This is a genomic window from Salmonella sp. NW645 (assembly GCF_051703725.1).
GTDB classification, from domain to species: Bacteria; Pseudomonadota; Gammaproteobacteria; order Enterobacterales; family Enterobacteriaceae; genus Salmonella; species Salmonella enterica.
In genome coordinates, this window is the sequence record NZ_JAMMKR010000005.1 from 15172 (window position 1) to 37267 (window position 22096).

12 protein-coding genes are annotated in these 22096 nt (G+C 54.6%); 8 read left to right on the forward strand and 4 right to left on the reverse strand.

The window, feature by feature from the left end; translation table 11 throughout:
- Nucleotides 1-182: 182 nt before the first annotated feature.
- Nucleotides 183-1544 carry a signal recognition particle protein gene (gene ffh, locus NA389_RS11935; protein ID WP_000460052.1) on the reverse strand — a complete coding sequence of 454 codons (1362 nt, stop codon included), beginning with the start codon at nucleotides 1542-1544 and terminating at the stop codon, nucleotides 183-185.
- A gap of 165 nt (nucleotides 1545-1709) precedes the next feature.
- On the opposite strand from ffh, the gene NA389_RS11940 reads away from it, so the two are divergent.
- The 3 genes from NA389_RS11940 (at nucleotide 1710) to NA389_RS11950 (ending at nucleotide 4542) form a co-directional block, all read left to right on the forward strand.
- Entirely contained in the window at nucleotides 1710-2501 is a 792-nt protein-coding gene (locus NA389_RS11940; protein ID WP_001537507.1) for a cytochrome C assembly family protein, read from the forward strand.
- Between the two features lie 19 nt (nucleotides 2502-2520).
- Nucleotides 2521-3807 carry an HlyC/CorC family transporter gene (locus tag NA389_RS11945; protein WP_127908301.1) on the forward strand — a complete coding sequence of 429 codons (1287 nt, stop codon included), beginning with the start codon at nucleotides 2521-2523 and terminating at the stop codon, nucleotides 3805-3807.
- Between the two features lie 129 nt (nucleotides 3808-3936).
- The gene (locus tag NA389_RS11950) at nucleotides 3937-4542 is read left to right on the forward strand and encodes a DUF6630 family protein (RefSeq protein ID WP_000271805.1); all 606 of its coding nucleotides are present in this window, start codon (nucleotides 3937-3939) and stop codon (nucleotides 4540-4542) included.
- 34 nt (nucleotides 4543-4576) lie between these two features.
- On the opposite strand, the gene grpE is transcribed toward NA389_RS11950, so the two are convergent.
- Complete coding sequence (gene grpE / locus NA389_RS11955) at nucleotides 4577-5167, reverse strand: nucleotide exchange factor GrpE (RefSeq protein WP_001518875.1); 591 nt, start codon at nucleotides 5165-5167, stop codon at nucleotides 4577-4579.
- A 122-nt stretch (nucleotides 5168-5289) separates the two neighbouring features.
- Here grpE and nadK point away from each other — a divergent pair, with 122 nt between their 5' ends.
- From nadK to bamE, 3 genes are all read left to right on the forward strand, one after another.
- Nucleotides 5290-6168 (forward strand): NAD(+) kinase, encoded by an 879-nt coding sequence (gene nadK, locus NA389_RS11960; protein ID WP_001059155.1) that lies wholly within the window; start codon nucleotides 5290-5292, stop codon nucleotides 6166-6168.
- An 85-nt stretch (nucleotides 6169-6253) separates the two neighbouring features.
- Nucleotides 6254-7915, forward strand: a complete 1662-nt coding sequence (recN, locus tag NA389_RS11965) for a DNA repair protein RecN (RefSeq protein WP_000880965.1) — start codon at nucleotides 6254-6256, stop codon at nucleotides 7913-7915.
- Nucleotides 7916-8063: 148 nt separating this feature from the next.
- Nucleotides 8064-8402, forward strand: coding sequence for an outer membrane protein assembly factor BamE (bamE, locus tag NA389_RS11970; protein ID WP_001203443.1), 339 nt, complete (start codon nucleotides 8064-8066; stop codon nucleotides 8400-8402).
- Between the two features lie 160 nt (nucleotides 8403-8562).
- On the opposite strand, the gene NA389_RS11975 is transcribed toward bamE, so the two are convergent.
- Nucleotides 8563-8853, reverse strand: a complete 291-nt coding sequence (locus NA389_RS11975; protein WP_001112990.1) for an RnfH family protein — start codon at nucleotides 8851-8853, stop codon at nucleotides 8563-8565.
- A complete protein-coding gene (locus NA389_RS11980) occupies nucleotides 8843-9280 on the reverse strand; it encodes a type II toxin-antitoxin system RatA family toxin (RefSeq protein ID WP_001543334.1) in 438 nt (145 codons plus the stop codon). The genes NA389_RS11975 and NA389_RS11980 overlap by 11 nt, the downstream gene beginning before the upstream one ends.
- Before the next feature lie 188 nt (nucleotides 9281-9468).
- Here NA389_RS11980 and smpB point away from each other — a divergent pair, with 188 nt between their 5' ends.
- Both smpB and bapA read left to right on the forward strand, forming a co-directional pair.
- On the forward strand, nucleotides 9469-9951 hold the full coding sequence (smpB, locus tag NA389_RS11985) for an SsrA-binding protein SmpB (RefSeq protein ID WP_001518569.1): 483 nt from the start codon (nucleotides 9469-9471) through the stop codon (nucleotides 9949-9951).
- 617 nt (nucleotides 9952-10568) lie between these two features.
- Entirely contained in the window at nucleotides 10569-22043 is an 11475-nt protein-coding gene (gene bapA, locus NA389_RS11990) for a biofilm-associated protein BapA (protein WP_001237700.1), read from the forward strand.
- The last annotated feature ends 53 nt before the right edge of the window (nucleotides 22044-22096 follow it).

A 22096-nucleotide genomic window follows, 5' to 3' on the forward strand; every position in this document is an offset into this window, starting at 1 on the left:
CGAAAATTTTACTGATTTCTGGGAAAATTGCAATCAACAGTTAATAACTCTGCTGTAGAAGGCCGTCGGCGGCGCAGCGAGTTCGGTGCCGGCGTGCGCGCAGCCACCGCAGCGTACACGCAGTACGTGAGGATGGCTAGCACACCCCGGTGCCGAAATAGCAAGTGAGCCAGGCCGGGAAATTAGCGGCCAGGGAAGCCTGGCGGCATCATCCCCTTCATACTCCGCATCATCTTCGCCATCCCGCCCTTCTTCATTTTCTTCATCATGCGCTGCATGTCGTCGAACTGTTTCAGAAGGCGGTTAACGTCCTGCACCTGCATCCCACAGCCTTGTGCGATACGGCGTTTACGGGAACCTTTGATGATTTCCGGCTTCGCGCGCTCTTTCAGCGTCATCGAATTGATGATCGCCTCCATACGCACCAGCACTTTGTCATCCATTTGCGATTTAACGTTGTCCGGAATCTGCCCCATGCCCGGTAATTTGCCCATCAGACTGGCCATACCGCCCATGTTTTTCATCTGTTTGAGCTGTTCCAGGAAGTCGTTCAGGTCGAAACCGTCGCCTTTCTTCAGTTTGGTCGCCAGCTTTTCAGCCTGTGCGCGGTCAACTTTGCTTTCGATATCTTCGATAAGAGACAGTACGTCGCCCATGCCGAGAATACGCGAGGCGATACGATCCGGGTGGAACGGTTCCAGCGCGTCGGTTTTCTCGCCGACACCGAGGAATTTAATCGGCTTGCCGGTGATATGACGAATAGAGAGCGCCGCACCGCCACGCGCATCACCATCGACCTTGGTCAGCACCACGCCGGTTAACGGCAGCGCTTCGTTAAAGGCTTTTGCGGTATTCGCGGCATCCTGACCGGTCATCGCATCGACGACAAACAGCGTTTCTACTGGCTTAATAGAAGCGTGGACCTGTTTGATTTCGTCCATCATCGCTTCGTCAACGTGCAGACGACCGGCGGTATCCACCAGCAGCACGTCGTAGAATTTGAGCTTCGCTTCTTTCAGCGCGGCGTTGACGATATCAACCGGTTTCTGGCCGACATCAGACGGGAAGAAATCCACGCCAACCTGTTCAGCCAGCGTTTCGAGCTGTTTGATCGCCGCCGGGCGATAGACGTCGGCAGAGACGACCAGCACTTTCTTCTTGTGCTTCTCGCGCAAGAATTTACCCAGCTTACCGACGCTGGTGGTTTTACCCGCCCCCTGCAGACCCGCCATCAATACTACGGCTGGCGGCTGCGCAGCTAAATTCAGCGTCTGGTTCTCTTCGCCCATCGCCGCAACCAGTTCGCTACGGACAATCTTGACGAACTCCTGCCCTGGGGTCAGGCTCTTGTTAACTTCATGACCAACCGCTTTCTCTTTTACGCGATTGATGAACTCACGCACTACCGGCAGCGCAACGTCAGCCTCCAGCAGCGCCATGCGCACTTCGCGCAGCGTCTCTTTAACGTTGTCTTCAGTAAGGCGCCCACGGCCACTGATATTGCGCAGCGTGCGCGACAAACGATCGGTTAAATTATCAAACATTGTCTCTCGCCTGGGGTGGAAACGGTTGGTCGCCGCAGCGACACAGTTACAGAATTTCGCCACAGTATACCATGAAGCCGTCTTTGTTGTTATGCAACGGTTGGAGCTGCGGTCACGTAACGCTATACTGCTTCTCTTTCTCACTGGTCAACTGTCGACACAACTATGCCCGTTTTTGCTTTACTTGCCCTTGTCGCCTACTCCTTCAGCCTCGCGCTGATCGTTCCCGGACTGTTGCAAAAAAACAGCGGCTGGCGGCGTATGGCTATTCTTTCTGCGGTCATCGCGCTGGTGTGCCATGCTGTCGCGCTGGAATCGCGTATTCTGCCCGGCGGCGACAGTGGACAAAACCTGAGCCTGCTGAATGTCGGTTCGCTGGTCAGCCTGATGATCTGCACGGTAATGACCATTGTCGCGTCGCGTAATCGCGGCTGGCTACTTCTGCCCATTGTCTATGCTTTTGCGCTGATTAACCTGGCCTTCGCCACGTTCATGCCTAATGAATATATTACGCATCTGGAAGCGACCCCAGGCATGATGGTGCACATCGGTCTGTCGCTTTTCTCTTACGCGACGCTGATAATCGCCGCGCTGTATGCGCTACAACTGGCGTGGATCGACTATCAGTTGAAGAACAAAAAGCTGGCGTTTAGTAATGAAATGCCGCCATTGATGAGCATTGAGCGCAAAATGTTTCATATCACGCAGATTGGCGTCGTACTGCTGACCCTTACTCTGTGTACCGGCCTGTTTTACATGCATAACCTGTTCAGTACTGAAAATATTGATAAAGCCGTGCTCTCTATCGTGGCATGGTTTGTCTATATCGTTCTGCTGTGGGGGCATTACCATGAAGGCTGGCGGGGTCGGCGGGTCGTGTGGTTTAACGTCGCAGGCGCGGGTATTCTGACGCTGGCCTATTTTGGTAGCCGCATATTACAGCAATTTGTAAGCTAAGCTTTTAAAGGAGTTTCCCCTGGAACACATCTCCACCACCACGCTGATTATCATATTAATCATCATGGTGGTCATCTCGGCCTATTTTTCCGGTTCCGAAACTGGAATGATGACGCTAAACCGTTACCGTTTACGCCATATGGCGAAGCAAGGTAATCGCTCGGCAAAACGGGTAGAAAAATTACTGCGTAAACCCGACCGACTGATAAGCCTGGTGCTGATCGGCAATAACCTGGTCAACATTCTTGCCTCGGCGCTCGGCACGATTGTGGGTATGCGGCTTTACGGCGACGCCGGCGTGGCTATCGCCACCGGGGTACTGACGTTTGTCGTGTTAGTTTTTGCCGAAGTCCTGCCCAAAACTATCGCCGCGCTCTATCCGGAAAAAGTGGCCTATCCCAGCAGCTTCCTGCTGGCGCCGTTACAGATACTGATGATGCCGCTGGTGTGGTTACTTAACACCATCACCCGCCTGCTGATGCGTCTGATGGGAATTAAAACGGACATCGTGGTCAGCGGGTCGTTAAGCAAAGAGGAATTACGCACTATCGTGCATGAGTCCCGTTCGCAAATCTCTCGCCGCAATCAGGATATGCTGCTATCGGTCCTCGACCTGGAAAAGGTCAGCGTGGATGACATCATGGTACCGCGTAATGAAATTATCGGGATCGATATCAATGACGACTGGAAATCTATCGAGCGGCAGCTTACCCACTCCCCGCACGGACGCATCGTGCTCTATCGCGATTCGCTGGATGACGCCATCAGTATGCTGCGCGTGCGCGAAGCCTGGCGGTTAATGGCCGAGAAAAAAGAGTTCACCAAAGAGATGATGCTGCGCGCCGCCGATGAAATCTATTACGTCCCGGAAGGTACGCCGCTCAGTACGCAACTGATCAAATTTCAGCGCAATAAAAAGAAAGTCGGACTGGTCGTCAACGAATATGGCGATATCCAGGGGCTGGTCACCGTGGAAGATATTCTCGAGGAGATCGTTGGCGACTTCACCACATCGATGTCGCCGACACTGGCGGAAGAGGTCACGCCGCAAAACGACGGTTCGGTCATTATTGACGGTACCGCCAACGTCCGGGAAATCAATAAAGCGTTTAACTGGCACCTGCCGGAAGACGACGCGCGCACCGTCAACGGGGTGATTCTGGAGGCGCTGGAGGAAATTCCGGTTGCTGGCACGCGCGTGCGCATTGAGCAGTACGATATCGATATTCTCGATGTACAGGAAAATATGATTAAGCAGGTAAAGGTTGTACCGGTAAAGCCGCTGCGCGAGAGTATTCTTGAATAACCCTCCTCCTTTCTTAAAACGGCAGCCAATGGTTTGCCGTTTTCCTTATTAATTAAGATTTTATTCATTCATCTCCTCTCCGGAATAGTGACACAATAAAAACTTATTAATGGAAAGGAAAACCATACTATGTACGATGATTACGTTGTTGAATGGGATCTGGCGTTTGCTGAATATTTAAAAAAGCTGGCCAGCATTTTCTTAAAGGAAACGCCAGGTTTATGGCCCAATATCGTCTCCCGCCTCGCCAGCGATCCTGCCAGTTTTGAAGACGACGAGGACGATGACTACGGGATGGTGGAAGTGCTTGATTGCAGTGGCGGTGATTTAGACAATCGTGCGTTGTTACAGGCATTCATGCAGGTTCTACGTACTGAAGGCGTTATTGAAGAAATCGATTACAAGGGGGAGGGTGAAGAAGGTCTGCTCGCCACTTTTGCGGCCAATCGTTATTATGACCTGACAAAAGATTTTGCCAGTACAGATGAACTAAAAACGCGACTACTGGCACTCACCAGATATGATGAAATAGGCAAAGTCTGCAAAAAAGGCGACCGTTACGTCGATGAGATATTTGAGCGCATTCAAAGCCAGCTCAACGAACGTGGCTTTCAGATAGCCAGTCTCAATGAAGGCACTGATGCCTATAATATATTTGTTTTACCTATGGATGAGTACGAACAAATAGCTGACTTCAACACGCCGTGGCTGGAAGTGCAGGATTTTTTAAGCTAAAAAAATGGCCGACTTTACATCGGCCATCAGACTTTTACTTCGCCTTCGCTACAGTCACCATCGCCGCGCGAATGGTACGACCGTTCAGCGTATAGCCTTTCTGCATAATACCCAGCACATTGCCTGCCGGAACCTCTTCCGACTCCACCATCGCAATCGCCTGATGCACGTTCGGGTCCAGCGGCACGTTGGTCTCAGCAATCACTTCCACGCCGAACTTACGCACCACATCCAGCATAGACTTCAGCGTCAGCTCAATCCCTTCGACCATTGCCGCCATATCCGGATTGGCTTTGTCTGCGACTTCCAGCGCGCGATCCAGGCTATCGATTACCGGCAGCAATTCGTTGACGAACTTCTCGAGAGCGAATTTATGCGCTTTTTCGATGTCCTGTTCAGTACGACGGCGCAGGTTTTCCATTTCCGCTTTGATGCGCAACACGGTGTCGCGTTCGCGAGTCTGGGCTTCTGCAAGCTGAACTTCCAGATTCGCAATTTTTTCATCGCGCGGATCCACCTGCTCAGCAGAATCGTTTGGTTCAACTGCCTCAACCTCTTCGTGCTGATCCATGATAATTTCTTCCGGGGCTTGCCCCTCAGGCGTTTTCTGTTCTTTACTACTCATGAATTTCTCCGCGTTTTTTTCGCATTCATCTCGCTAACTTCGCTTATTATGGGGATCAGATTCAGGGTTTCAAGGGAAGTACTCACATTGTCATCAATCTTCGCTACAAGGACCTCAGAAAAATGAATAATCATTTCAAGTGTATCGGCATTGTGGGGCATCCGCGTCATCCCACCGCACTCACGACACATGAAATGCTCTACCGTTGGCTATGCGATCAGGGTTATGAGGTCATTGTGGAGCAACAAATCGCCCACGAATTACAGCTAAAAAATGTGCCAACCGGCACGCTGGCGGAAATTGGTCAACAGGCGGATCTGGCGGTAGTCGTGGGCGGCGACGGCAATATGCTTGGCGCAGCGCGTACGCTGGCGCGTTATGACATCAATGTGATTGGCATTAACCGCGGTAATCTTGGCTTCCTGACCGATCTCGATCCGGACAACGCCCTGCAACAATTATCTGATGTGCTGGAAGGGCGCTATATCTCCGAAAAACGTTTTCTGCTGGAAGCGCAGGTCTGCCAACAGGACCGCCAGAAGCGTATCAGCACAGCCATTAATGAAGTGGTGCTGCATCCGGGAAAAGTGGCGCATATGATCGAATTCGAGGTTTATATTGATGAAACCTTCGCTTTTTCACAGCGATCTGATGGTCTGATCATTTCTACGCCGACAGGCTCCACCGCCTATTCGCTCTCCGCAGGCGGCCCTATTCTGACCCCTTCACTGGATGCAATCACCCTGGTGCCGATGTTCCCGCATACCTTGTCGGCGCGCCCGTTAGTCATTAACAGCAGTAGCACGATTCGTCTGCGTTTTTCGCATCGCCGTAGCGATCTGGAAATTAGCTGCGACAGCCAGATAGCCCTGCCTATTCAGGAAGGAGAAGATGTGCTGATTCGCCGCTGCGACTACCATCTCAACCTGATACATCCCAAAGACTACAGCTATTTCAATACATTAAGCACAAAACTCGGCTGGTCAAAAAAATTATTCTAATTTTACGTTAGCCTCTTTACTGTATAAAAAACCAGTTTATACTGTATTTAATTACAGTCATGGTTTTTCATACAGGAAAACAGCTATGTTGGCGCAACTGACCATCAGCAATTTTGCTATCGTTCGTGAGCTTGAGATCGATTTTCAGAGCGGAATGACCGTCATTACTGGTGAAACCGGCGCGGGTAAATCTATTGCGATTGATGCCCTGGGTCTGTGTCTGGGCGGTCGCGCTGAGGCCGATATGGTCCGTACCGGAGCGACCCGTGCCGATTTGTGTGCCCGCTTTGCGCTGAAAGACACGCCTGCGGCATTGCGCTGGCTGGAAGAAAACCAGCTTGAAGAAGGGCGCGAATGCTTACTTCGCCGCGTTATCAGCAGCGATGGCCGCTCACGGGGCTTTATTAACGGCACCGCTGTGCCCCTGTCTCAATTGCGCGAGCTCGGTCAGTTGCTGATTCAAATTCACGGTCAACATGCGCACCAGCAGCTTACCAAACCCGAACAGCAAAAATCGCTGCTGGATAGCTATGCCAACGAAGCCGCTTTAGCGCAGCAGATGGCTGCCCGCTACCAATTATGGCATCAAAGCTGCCGCGATCTCGCCCATCACCAGCAACAAAGCCAGGAACGCGCCGCGCGCGCGGAACTGCTGCAATATCAGTTAAAAGAGTTGAACGACTTTAATCCGCAGGCCGGCGAATTCGAGCAAATTGACGAAGAGTACAAACGGCTGGCCAACAGCGGGCAGTTGCTTACGACCAGCCAGAACGCTCTGGCGCTACTCGCGGACGGCGAAGACGTTAACCTGCAAAGCCAGTTATATAGCGCAAAACAACTGGTTAGCGAGCTGGTGGGTATGGACAGCAAGCTTTCCGGCATCCTGGATATGCTGGAAGAAGCCACTATCCAACTCACTGAAGCCAGCGATGAATTACGCCACTATTGTGAGCGTCTGGATTTAGACCCCAATCGCCTGTTTGAACTTGAACAGCGCATCGCTAAACAAATTTCGCTGGCGCGAAAACATCACGTCAGCCCGGAAGCGCTGCCGCAGCTTTATCAGTCACTGCTCGAAGAACAGCAGCAGCTCGACGATCAGGCCGATTCGCTGGAAACGCTGACGCTGGCGGTTAATAAGCATCACCAACAAGCGCTGGAAACGGCGCAAGCGCTGCATCAACAGCGTCAGTTTTACGCCCAGGAGCTGGGGCAGTTGATCACTGAAAGTATGCATTTACTTTCGATGCCGCACGGTCTGTTTACTATCGACGTGAAATTTGATGAGCATCATCTGAGCAACGACGGCGCCGATCGCGTGGAGTTTAAAGTGACGACGAACCCGGGTCAGCCGCTGCAGCCTATCGCTAAAGTCGCGTCTGGCGGTGAACTGTCGCGCATTGCGCTGGCTATTCAGGTGATTACCGCGCGCAAAATGGAAACGCCGGCGCTAATTTTTGACGAGGTTGATGTTGGCATCAGCGGCCCAACCGCTGCCGTGGTCGGTAAACTCCTGCGTCAGCTTGGCGAATCCACTCAGGTGATGTGCGTCACTCACCTGCCACAGGTAGCCGGGTGCGGTCACCAGCACTTCTTTGTCAGTAAAGAAACTGACGGGGCAATGACCGAAACACATATGCAACCTTTGGATAAACGTGCGCGTTTACAGGAACTGGCCCGCCTGTTGGGAGGAAGTGAAGTTACGCGTAATACGCTGGCAAACGCAAAAGAACTGCTGGCGGCGTAAACTTTTTTATCTCCCGAAGGTCTGAGTTCACAACAAAAACGCCGTAAGACCCGACAGCAAAAGGTTTTAAAGTGATGAAAGGTCTATTATCATCGGCATATTAATATGAGCCACGTACTGCTCAGGCCCGAAAAGGAACCCAATCACTATGCGCTGTAAAACGCTGACTGCTGCCGCAGCAGTACTCCTGATGTTGACCGCAGGCTGTTCCACTCTGGAGCGAGTGGTTTACCGACCTGACATCAATCAGGGGAACTATCTTACACCTACGGATGTCGCCAAAGTGCGTGTTGGTATGACGCAACAACAGGTTGCGTATGCTTTAGGCACGCCGATGATGACCGATCCTTTTGGTACGGACACCTGGTTTTACGTCTTCCGCCAGCAGCCAGGACATGAGAACGTGACGCAGCAGACTCTGACGCTCACCTTTAACAGCAGCGGCGTGTTAACCAATATTGATAACAAACCGGCGTTGACGAAGTAATTTTGTGATACCGCCTGATGAGGTTACGTTCATCAGGCCTGCAAACCTCTCCCCACCATTTGGTACGAATTTGCCTGATGGCGCTACGTTCATCTGGCTTACAGGCACACCTGTGCTTCAGGTGTGGTACGGCTTTCACACCGTTATCCGGCAAGGTTAATTATCTGCCAGCCGATTTTTCGGCGCGCTGGCGGCGTAATGCTTTTGGATCGGCGATTAAGGGACGGTAAATTTCAACCCGATCGCCATCCTGCACCGTATCGGTGAGTTTTACCGGACGACTATAGATACCTACTTTATTTTTCGCCAGATCGATATCCGTGCGCAATTCCAGCAAGCCGGAAGCGCGAATCGCCTCTTCGACCGTCGCGCCCTCCTCCAGCGTTACGCGCTGCAAATACTGCTTTTCCGGCAGCGCATAAGCCACTTCAACCACAAGTTTATCCGGCACGGTAAACCTCTTTGGCGCGAACCGTAAACGCTTGCACCATGTTGGACGCTAACTCTTTGAATACACGACCAAACGCCAGCTCAATGAGTTTATTGGTAAACTCAAAATCAAGCTGAAACTCAATACGGCACGCCTCGGGGCTGAGCGGGGTAAATTTCCAGCCGCCGATCAGCTTTTTAAAGGGGCCATCCACCAGATGCATCAGAATGCTCTGGTTACGCGTTAGCTGATTACGCGTCGTAAACGTCTTGCTGATACCCGCCTTCGACACGTCAACAGCCGCCGTCATCTGTGCTGGCGATGACTCCAGGACGCGACTACCAACACACCCAGGCAAAAACTGGGGATACGATTGCACGTCATTCACTAACTGATACATCTGTTCCGCACTGTAGGGGACTAAAGCAGTCCGACTAATCTGAGGCATAGCAATTCCCATCAACATAAATCGTGTAAATAATACCACTTATCAGCGAGTAAAAAAAATGCTGTCCCCAACCGTCATGCCTTAATTGTGCGTGCATAGCCCAACTCATGCTAAGATAGATTTTTGCACCTCATCAGGACGTAATGGGGTGTTTTCGATATCAGATTACCTATGAATTCACGACACTTATGACGAAGAAAAAAGCACATAAACCGGGCTCAGCCACCATCGCGCTGAATAAGCGCGCCCGGCACGAATACTTTATCGAAGAAGAGTTCGAGGCTGGTCTCGCCCTGCAAGGCTGGGAAGTAAAATCTCTGCGCGCAGGAAAAGCCAATATCGGCGACAGTTACGTTATCCTCAAAGATGGCGAGGCCTGGCTGTTTGGCGCAAACTTTACGCCGATGGCGGTCGCCTCGACACATGTCGTATGCGACCCAACCCGAACCCGCAAACTGTTGTTAAATCAGCGTGAGCTTGATTCACTGTATGGCCGTATTAATCGTGAAGGTTATACTGTCGTCGCGCTTTCTCTGTACTGGAAAAATGCCTGGTGCAAAGTGAAGATCGGCGTGGCGAAAGGTAAAAAACAACATGATAAACGTTCCGATCTTAAAGAACGTGAGTGGCAACTGGATAAAGCACGCATTATGAAAAATGCAGGCCGATAATAGACATTTTTGTGACCAGCTTCTCAGTATGAAGCTGGTCAATATTCATATCTCAGGCATGCCTCGAAAATATATTCTCTGTGTCTGACGCTTATCAATAGCAATAAATACCACACCACAACAAGAATATATTCTTTGTTTAAAAATTTTTATAGTCTAATAACACAATACTTCAAATGATTTTTATAAAATTTAATATTGCTGAATACCTTCACAAAAAGTATTGTTTTTATGTTAAAAGAGAAAAAGAAGAAAAAATTAAAATTCATTATAAAACATAAAGATAAATAAAAAATTATCATGTATTGTTAGCCCACCCTACATCTCCTTAACACAAACTCCGTTATATTTCAGACGCACTAACACCTTTATCAATAGATCTTAATTTGCAGAAAGATTTTTTTCTGACTATATCATCTAATACGAAAGCACTAGTCAGGCACAAAAAACAAAGGGTTATTCGGCGAGAAAACCAGACCTTCACCTACGCTCATAAAAAAGAATATGGCTACGGAAATTCATCTCTCACGATGAACGGGAAGGCTCGTCTACGCATTTTGCCCTGAACGTCGTGCCCGTTAATTAATACACAGAGCAAATCCATCAGGAGCTAATTTATGCGTCTACTCGCCGTGGTTTCGAAATTGACTGGCGTCTCCACCACTGTGGAATCCTCAGCGGTCACTCTTAACGCCCCGTCAATTGTTAAATTATCAGTGGCCCGGGAAGAAATTAGTCAACTTACGCGCATTAATCAGGATCTGGTGGTGACGCTCCATTCCGGCGAAACGATCACGATTAAAAACTTTTACGTTACCAACGATCTGGGCGCAAGCCAGCTGGTACTGGCGGAAAACGATGGCACGTTATGGTGGGTAGAAAATCCGCAAGCCGGGCTACATTTTGAACAAATCGCTGATATTAATGAGCTGCTGGTCACTTCCGGCACTTCCCATGAAGCAGGCGGCGCCGTTTGGCCGTGGGTACTGGCTGGCGCGGTGGCGGCTGGCGGCATTGCCGCTATCGCGTCTTCCGGCGGCGGCGATTCCCACCATCATTCGGATGGCGATAATCCGCCCCCCGATAACACCAATCCTGACGGTAATCCCCCTGATAACAGCAATCCCGGCGGCAGTAACCCTAACGGCAATACTCCAGGTAGCAGTAATCCTGTAGATACTACCCCGCCTCTCGCTCCCGGCAAGTTGTTGATTTCAGCGGACGGAAAAACGGTGAGCGGCGAGGCCGAAGCGGGCAGTACCATTACCATCAAAGATCCTTCAGGTAACGTCGTTGGCGAGGGCAAAGCGGATAGCGACGGTAAATTTAGTATTGATCTGACAGCGCCACAGATTAGCGGCGAACAACTTACCGTGACCGCTACTGACGATGCCGGCAATACCGGCCCATCCGCAACCATTGATGCGCCCAACATTCCTCTCCCCGATACACCGATTATCACCGCCGCTATCGATGATGCCGCTCCCCTCACCGGCACGCTGAGCAATAACCAGTTTACGAACGACAATACCCCCACTCTGGAGGGAACCGGCAGCGCAGGCACAGTCATCCATATTTACGCCAATGGTCAGGAAATAGGCTCCACAACGGTTGATAGCAGCGGAAGCTGGCATTTTGCCATTACCAGCGCGCTAGCGGATGGGGAAAATCATTTCACCGCCATTGCGACTAACGTTAAAGGCGAAAGTAGCGAATCAGCCCGCTTTTCGCTGACTATCGACACACTCAGCCCCGATGCCCCACGCGTTGAACTGATTGCCGATAACACCGGTTTGCTCACCGGGCCGCTACAGAATAATGACCGGACTGACGAGGCAAAACCGCTATTTTCCGGGCAGGGAGAGGCTGGCAATACCATCACGATTAAAGAGGGTTCAACCGTTATCGGCAGCGCTACCGTAGACGAAAATGGGCGCTGGACCTTTACGCCGACTACACCGTTAAGCGATGGCGAACATACCTTTACCGTCGAACAAAGCGACAAAGCCGGAAACGTGAGCCGCGTGACGACAACGCCTACTATCATTGTGGACACCACGCCGCCTGACGCCGCTATCATTGATAATGTCGCGAAAGACGGCACAACCGTTAGCGGTACCGCTGAAGCTGGCAGTACCGTGTCGATCTATGACCCGGCGGGAAATTACCTGGGCTCCACGATTACCGGAGAAAATAACCACTTCAGCATCACGCTGAATCCGGCCCAGACCCACGGCGAGCGTCTGGAAGCGCGTATTCAGGACGCCGTCGGTAACATCGGCCCCACCACGGAGTTTACCGCTTCTGATTCACAGTATCCTGCCCAGCCGACTATCCTTACCGTGACGGATGACGCTGGCACCGTTACCGGGCTGCTGAAAAATGGCGATGCCACAGATGATAACCGCCCAACTCTCAGCGGTATTGCCGAACCAGGCAGTACGATATCGATTAACGATAATGGCTTTCCTGTACCGACCTTTCCGCCCATTGTCGCTGACGCTGACGGCAAATGGAGCTTTACCCCCTCGCTGGCACTTGCCGATGGCGACCATGTCTTTACCGCTACCGCGACCAACGATCGCGGCACCAGCGGGCAGTCCGCCTCCTTTACCATTGATATCGACACGCAGCCGCCGGTGCTGGAAGGCCTGGCGGTTAGCGACGTCGGCGACAGACTTACCGGCACTACGGAAGCTGGCAGTACTGTGGTTATCAAAGACAGCCAGGGAAATACGCTCGGTAGTGGAACGGCAGGCGACGACGGTACCTTCTCAATAGGTATTAGCCCGGCGAAAATTAACGGCGAAACATTAAGCATTAGCGTTACCGATAAAGCCGCGAATAGCGGTCCGGTAGAAACGCTGAACGCGCCGGATAAAACTGCGCCTGCGGCACCGAACGGTCTTATCGTGGCGACCGACGGTCTGTCCGTAAGCGGTCAGGCGGAAGCCGGGGCAACGGTAACTATCCGCGACAGTAGCAACACCGTACTTGGCAGCGCCGTCGCTAACGGCAACGGACAATTTATCGTTCCGCTGAATACGGCGCAGAATAACGGCCAGGCGCTTATCGCTACCGCCACCGATGTCGCGAAAAACGAAAGCGCCGCCGCGACGGTTATCGCGCCGGACAGTACCGCGCCGGAAATGCCGAAAAACGTGGTAATTAGTGAGGATGGCGCCAGTATCAGCGGCACCGCCGAACCGGGTAGCGCCATCACGATCGCCACGCCGGACGGCACGCCGCTCGGCAGCGGCAAAGCAGATGGCGAAGGTCATTTTACCCTTCCCCTCGTCCCCGCACAGACCAACGGCGAACAGGTTACCGTCACCGCCACCGACAGCGCCAACAACGTCAGCCCGCCAACCACAGCGCAAGCGCCCGATATCACCGCCCCGGATAAGCCCATTATCACTCAGGTGCTGGACGATGTTGAAAGCTTCACCGGGCCGCTGGTTAACGGACAAACCACCAACGACAACCGTCCTACCCTTAGCGGTACGGCGGAGGCTGGCGCGCGTGTCGAAATTTTTGATAACGGTGTTTCGCTGGGACTCGCCACGCTACAGCCCAACGGTGGCTGGACGTTTACGCCGTCGCAAAATTTAGGTGAAGGCGCGCATCAACTGACCGTAATCGCAACCGACGCTAAAGGCAATGCCAGTCCGGCCGCGTCATTCGACCTGGTGGTCGATACGCAATCGCCGCAGCAACCGGTAATCACCTTCATTACAGATGATGCGCCGGGTATTCTCGGTAGCGTCGCGCATCTGGGACTCACTAACGACAGCACGCCAACGATTAACGGTACAGGTGAACCGGGTTCCACAGTACACCTGTATCAGAATGGCGCCTGGATAGCAGATATTATCGTCGGTAATTCCGGCGTCTGGAGCTACGCCTACACCACGGCCTCGCCACTGGCGGACGACACCTACACCTTTACCGTGACGGCCAGCGACAGTAACGGCAACACCACGCCTTTTTCGACCGATTTTACGATTACCATTGATACCCAGGCCCCTGCCGCCCCCGGCGTTATCGGCGTAACTGACGGCGACGGAAATACGATTGATACCAATCAGATTACCCAGGAATCCCAGCCCCGGTTGAGCGGTAGCGGCACCGCAGGCGACATAATCATCCTTTACGATAACGGCAATGCCATAGGTCAGGTGCTGGTCGGCACGGACGGGCGCTGGCAGTTTACGCCGCCTGCCGCGCTGGGCGACGGCGACCACCTTCTGACCGCTCGCGCCAACGATCCGGCGGGGAACGAAAGTCCCGAATCCATCAGCTTTACCCTACGCATCGATACCCAGGCGCCGGATGCGCCGCAGATCGTGTCAGCCGCCATCACAGGCGGAGAAGGCGAGGTGCTACTGGCAAACGGCAGTATTACCAATCAGCGTATGCCGACCCTCAGCGGCACCGGCGAACCCGGCGCCATCATCACCCTGTACAATAACGGCGTAGAACTGGCTACCGTCCAGGTCAATCCACAGGGTAGCTGGACCTATCCGCTAACCCGTAATCTGAGCGAAGGGTTAAACATCCTGACGGCCACCGCCACGGATGCCGCAGGCAATAGTAGCCCCACCTCCGGCGTTTTCTCCGTTACCCTTGATACCCAGCCTCCAGCGCAGCCTGACGCGCCGCTAATCAGCGATAACGTCGCGCCGGTTATCGGCAACATCGGCAATAATGGCGCAACGAACGATACCACGCCGACCTTCAGCGGCACGGGAGAGATCGGCAGCACGATAATTCTCTACAATAATGGCAGTGAAATTGGTCGCACAACGGTAGGCGATAACGGAAGCTGGAGCTTTACGCCTACGGCACTGACGCCAGAAACCTATACCATTACCGTCACGGAAACCGATATAGCGGGTAATATCAGTCCACCTTCCGCCTCAGTCACTTTTACGCTAGACACCACTGCGCCCGCCAATCCAGTTATCACTTTTGCCGAAGATAACGTCGGCGAAGTCCAGGATACTATTGTCAGCGGCGCAACCACTGACGACAATACACCGGTCATTCACGGCACTGGCGACATCGGCAGCATTATTACGCTCTATAACGGCAGCAGCGTTTTAGGCGTAGTCACCGTCGATGAGACCGGCACCTGGACGCTGCCGGTGACCAGCGCGTTGCCGGATGGCGTCTACACCCTGACCGCCATTGCCGCCGATGCCGCCGGAAACAGCAGCGGCGTATCGAACAGCTTTACCTTCACCGTCGACACCGTTCCGTTGCTGCCGCCCGTCGTCAATGAGATCCTTGACGATGTTGCGCCAGTGACCGGGCCATTAACCGATGGCGCTTTTACTAACGATCGGACGCTGACTATCAACGGCAGCGGCGAAAACGGCAGCACCGTCACGATTTACGACAATGGCGTGGCAATCGGGACGGCGCTCGTCACCGACGGGGTCTGGACATTCAATACGCCCGAATTATCAGAAGTCAGCCATGCGCTAACCTTCAGCGCGACTGACGATGCTGGAAATACCACGGCGCAAACCCAACCGATCACCATTACCGTGGATATCACCGCCCCGCCCGCGCCAACGATCCAGACGGTGGACGACGATGGCACGCGCGTCGCCGGACGCGCCGATCCTTACGCTACCGTTGAAATTCATCATGCCGATGGCACCCTGGTCGGCAGCGCTGTCGCTAATGGCACCGGTGAATTCGTCGTTACGCTCAGTCCGGCGCAAACCGATGGCGGTACGCTGACGGCAATTGCTATCGATCGCGCGGGGAATAACGGCCCGGCTACGAATTTTCCCGCTTCCGACAGCGGTCTGCCCGCCGTCCCGGCCATCACGGCGATTGAAGATAATGTCGGGAGCGTACAGGGGAATATTGCGGCGGGCGGCGCCACGGACGACACCACGCCAACGCTGCACGGCACCACGGATATCGGCTCTACCGTTGAAGTTTTCATTGATGGCGATTCGGCAGGCTTTGCCACCGTTGACGCCAGCGGGAACTGGATCTTTGAGATCGCGACGCCATTAAGCGAAAGCACACATTACTTCACCGTCCAGGCAACCAATGCGAATGGCCCGGGCGGCCTGTCCGCACCGGTCGGGATCACTGTCGATCTTAGCGCGCCGGCGCAACCGGTTATTACCAGCGCAACGGATGATGTCCCCGGCATGACCGGTACGCTGGATAACGGCGCGCTCACCAATGATTCACGCCCGACGCTCAACGGAACGGGAGAAGCAGGTGCCACGATCCGCATTCTGGATAACGGCGTAGAAATCGGTTCCGCTACGGTAGATCAAAGCGGCAACTGGCGCTTCACCCCGAACGCGCCGCTGGAGAGCATCGCACACATCTTTACCGCCGTGGCGACCGATCCCGCCGGCAATAGCGGCCAGCCTTCGGACGGCTTTACGCTGAGCATTGACGCGCAGGTGCCAGATGTGCCGGTTATCACGTCCGTGATTGACGATAACAATCAACCGACCGTTCCGGTGTTACCGGGGCAATCCACCGACGATCGGCAGCCAATACTGAACGGAACTGGCGAACCTGGCGCGACAATCACCATTTTTGATAACGGTACGCCGCTTGGCACGGCTCAGGTAGGCGAAAACGGTAGCTGGATCTTCCCGGTGCCCCGCAATTTATCAGAGGGAAGCCATAATCTGACGGTTAGCGCTACCGATCCGGCGGGCAATACCAGCGCGGTCTCCGCGCCGTGGACGATCGTGGTCGATATTACGCCTCCGGCGATCCCGGTTCTTACCTCCGTCGTAGATGACCAACCCGGTATTACCGGCAACCTGGTAAGCGGGCAGCTAACGAACGATGCGACGCCCACCCTGAACGGGCGCGGAGAGGCTGGCGCGACGATTAATGTCTATCTTGACGGTAATCCCGCGTCCATCGGTACCACGACGGTGAATAGCGACGGCACGTGGAGTTTCACGCCGCAGACGCCGCTTGCAAACGGTAGCCACACGTTCACCCTTAGCGCCACCGATCCGGCGGGTAATAGCAGCGCGGTGTCCAGCGGATTTGTGCTGACGATTGACGCCACACCGCCCGCCGCGCCGGTTATCGCCAGCGTGGCAGACAATACGGCGCCGGTGACGGGCATCGTCCCCGACGGCGGCTCGACGAACGAAACCCGACCAACACTTTCGGGTACCGGTGAGGCGGGTACAACCATCTCGATTTATAATGGCAGCGCGCTGGTCGGCACGGCGCAAGTTCAGGCCAACGGTAGCTGGAGCTTTACGCCGTCTACCTCGCTGGGCGCGGGCGTCTGGAACCTGACGGCGACAGCAACCGATGCGGCAGGCAATACCAGCGCCGCGTCCGAAATACGCTCGTTTACTATTGATACCACGGCTCCCGCCGCGCCTGTTATTGATACGGTCTACGACGGTACGGGCCCCATTACCGGCAATCTGAGTTCAGGGCAGATCACAGACGAGGCGCGCCCTGTCATTAGCGGCACCCGTGAAGCCAACACAACTATTCGTCTTTACGATAACGGCACGCTGCTGGCTGAAATTCCCGCCGACAATAGCAATAGCTGGCGCTACACGCCCGATGCCTCGCTGGCGACGGGCAACCATGTAATTACCGTCATTGCCGTTGATGCCGCAGGCAACGCCAGTCCCGTTTCAGACAGCGTTAATTTCGTCGTCGATACCACGCCGCCGCTGACGCCGGTAATCACATCAGTCAGTGACGATCAGGCGCCAGGCCTCGGCACGATCGCGAACGGCCAAAATACCAACGATCCTACGCCAACCTTCAGCGGCACCGCAGAAGCCGGCGCCACGATCACGCTCTATGAAAATGGCACGGTCATTGGCACGACAACGGCTCAGCCTGACGGCGCGTGGAGCGTCTCCACCTCAAAGCTGACAAGCGGAACGCACGTCATCACCGCCGTCGCCACCGATGCCGCAGGAAACAGCAGCCCGAACAGTACGGCTTTCACCCTGACGGTCGATACCACCGCGCCGCAAACGCCGATCCTGACGTCCGTAGTGGATGACGTCGCGGGCGGGGTCACAGGAAATCTCGCTAATGGTCAGATAACCAATGATAACCGCCCCACGCTGAACGGCACTGCCGAAGCGGGCAGCGTGATCAGTATCTATGATGGCAACACTCTGCTTGGCGTCACCTCGGCTAACGCGGGCGGCGCGTGGAGCTTTACGCCGACGACAGGGTTAAACGACGGCACGCGCACATTAACAGTGACCGCCACCGACCCGGCAGGCAACGTTAGCCCGGCCACCAGCGGTTTTACTATCGTGGTCGATACCCTTGCGCCAACGGTTCCGCTTATAACCAGCATCGTTGATGATGTCCCGAACAATACCGGCGCCATTGGCAATGGACAATCGACCAACGACACACAGCCGACGCTCAACGGTACCGCGGAAGCCAACAGCGCGGTAAGCATCTTCGATAATGGCGCGCTGGTTGCGACCGTGAACGCCAATGCCAGCGGCAACTGGAGCTGGACGCCAACCGCCGCGCTCGGCCAGGGAAGTCACGCCTATAGCGTTAGCGCCGCCGATGCGGCTGGCAACGTTAGCGCCGCTTCGCCATCGACAACGATTATCGTGGATACCATTGCGCCCGGCGCGCCCGGCAACCTGGTCATCAATGCTACCGGTAATCGGGTGACGGGCACCGCGGAAGCAGGCAGTACAGTGACGATTACCTCTGAGACTGGTGTGGTACTGGGAACCGCCACCGCCGACGGTACAGGCAGCTTCACCGCCACACTCACGCCCGCGCAGACCAATGGTCAGCCGCTACTGGCATTTGCCCAGGATAAAGCAGGCAACACAGGCATTGCCGCCGGATTTACCGCGCCCGATACGCGTGTGCCGGAAGCACCGATCATCACCAACGTAGTAGATGATGTGGGTATTTATACCGGCGCTATCGCCAACGGCCAGGTCACTAATGACGCACAACCTACATTGAATGGTACCGCTCAGGCGGGCGCCACGGTGAGCATTTATAACAACGGGGCGCTGCTCGGCACCACCACGGCGAACGCCAGCGGAAACTGGAGCTTTACCCCGACAGGCAATTTGACCGAAGGCAGCCACGCCTTCACCGCCACCGCGACTAACGCCAACGGTACAGGCAGCGTCTCCACCGCCGCGACGGTGATTGTCGATACGCTGGCGCCCGGTACGCCGTCAGGTACGCTCAGCGCCGATGGCGGTTCACTTTCCGGACAGGCAGAGGCAAACAGCACCGTAACCGTCACGCTGGCGGGCGGCGTGACGCTCACCACCACCGCCGGCAGCAACGGCGCATGGTCTCTCACCTTGCCGACAAAACAAATTGAAGGTCAACTCATTAACGTGACGGCCACTGACGCTGCGGGTAACGCCTCCGGCGCGTTAGGCATTACCGCGCCGGTTCTGCCGCTGGCGGCAAGGGATAACATCACCAGCCTTGATCTGACCTCGACCGCCGTCACCAGCACGCAAAATTATTCGGATTACGGCCTGCTGCTGGTTGGCGCGCTTGGCAATGTCGCCTCGGTTTTGGGTAACGATACCGCTCAGGTTGAGTTCATCATTGCTGAAGGTGGTACGGGCGACGTCACCATTGATGCCGCCGCAACGGGAATCGTGCTTTCGCTGCTCAGTACTCAGGAGATTGTGGTACAGCGCTACGACACCAGCCTCGGCGCCTGGACGACGATCGTCAACACCGCCGTTGGCGACTTCGCGAATTTGCTTACCCTGACCGGGAGCGGCGTTACCCTGAACCTGAGCGGCCTGGGCGAAGGCCAGTACCGGGTACTCACTTATAACACCAGTCTGCTCGCCACCGGGTCATATACCAGCCTGGATGTCGATGTACACCAGACCAGCGCAGGTATTATTAGCGGGCCAACCATCAGTACCGGCAACGTCATGGCTGATGATACCGCGCCGACGGGCACCACGGTCACCGCCATCACCAACGCCAACGGTGTCAGTACGCCGGTCGGCGCGGGCGGCGTGGATATCCAGGGGCAATACGGCACGCTGCACATTAATCAGGATGGCAGTTACACCTACACGCTGACTAAGCCCACGGCAGGATACGGACATAAAGAGAGCTTCACCTACACCATCACCCAGAATGGCGTCGGTAGCAGCGCCGCGCAACTGGTTATCAATCTGGGTCCCGCTCCTGTACCGGGCAGCGTGATAGCGACAGACAATAACGCCTCTCTGGTCTTTGATACTCACGTTAGCTACGTCAACAACGGTCCCTCGACGCAAAGCGGCGTCACGGTATTAAGCGTCGGACTTGGTAATGTACTGAACGCGAATCTGCTTGATGATATGACTAATCCGATCATCTTTAACGTTGAAGAAGGCGCTACGCGAACCATGACGTTACAGGGAACCGTCGGCGGCGTCTCACTGGTTTCCACGTTCGATCTGTACGTTTATCGCTTCAACGATGCCATTCAACAATATGAGCAGTTCCGGGTGCAAAAGGGCTGGATTAACACCCTGCTGTTAGCCGGACAGTCCCAGCCGCTGACCCTGACGTTGCCTGGCGGCGAATACTTGTTCGTGCTGAATACCGCCAGCGGCATTAGCGTCCTCACTGGCTATACGCTGGCGATTTCCCAGGACCACACCTATGCCGTTGACAGTATCACCGCCAACACCACCGGCAACGTACTGACCAATGATGTCGCCCCTACGGACGCCCTCCTCACTGAAGTAAACGGCGTGGCGATTGCGGCGACCGGCACGACGGAGGTAAACGGGTTGTATGGCTCGCTCATCATTGACGCAAGAGGCAACTATACCTACACGCTGAAGAATGGCGTCGGTGCCGACAGCATTAAAACGCCGGACAGCTTTATCTATACGGTCAAAGCGCCAAACGGCGATACCGATACGGCCTCGCTCAATATCACGCCAACCGCCAGGGCGCTGGATGCGATTAATGATGTCAGCGATACCCTTAGCGTCGCCACGCTTCAGGATACCGCTGCCTGGCTGGACTCCAGCGTCGGCAGCGCCAGTTGGGGGCTACTCGGTAAATCGGGCAGCGGGAGCGGCACCTTTGACGTTGCAACGGGCACCGTACTTAAAGGCGCGTCACTGGTCTTTGATGTCTCCACGCTCATTACGCTGGGCAATCTGAATATTAGCTGGGCCATTCAGGAGAACGGGACCGTCATACGCAACGGAACCGTTCCGGTGGCGAATATCACGCTGGGCAGCGCGACGGTGACCGTCAACCTGAGCGGCCTGGAGCTGGATGCCGGAACGTACACGCTTAACTTTACCGGCACCAATACCCTGGCCGGGGCGGCGACGATCACGCCACGCGTCATCGGCACCACCGTCGATCTGGATAATTTTGAAACGTCCGGAACGCATACCGTTCTCGGCAATATTTTTGACGGCAGCGATGCGGCGGGGGCGATGGATCAGCTTAATACGGTGAATACCCGCCTGAGCATTAGCGGGTATAACGGCAGCGCCGCCACGCTGGACGCCGCGGCGAATACCACCAGCGCCACGATTCAGGGACATTACGGCACATTGCAAATTAACCTCGATGGCGCTTACACCTACACGCTGAATAATGGCGTCGCGATGTCGTCCATCACCAGTAAAGAGGTCTTTACCTATCAACTGGATGACAAGATGGGTCATACGGATAGCGCCACATTGACCATTGATATGGCGCCGCAAATCGTCAGTACCAACCAAAACGATGTTCTCATCGGCTCCGCCTATGGCGATACGCTGATTTACCACCTGTTAAACGGCGCGGACGCGACCGGCGGCAATGGCGCCGATCGCTGGCAAAACTTCTCCACCGCGCAGGGCGACAAGATCGATATCCACGAACTGCTGACCGGCTGGGATCATCAGGCGGCGACGCTGGGTAACTTTGTTCAGGTTCATACCAGCGGCGCCAATACGGTGATATCCGTCGATCGCGACGGCGTCGGCAGCGCGTTTAAATCCACTGACCTTGTCACTCTGGAGAATGTGCAGCTCACGCTAAATGATCTTTTGCAAAACAACCACCTGATAACCGGCGGTTGATAAAAAAGCCCCAAACGCCACGACGTTCGGGGCAACAAGCGGTGATATTTAAA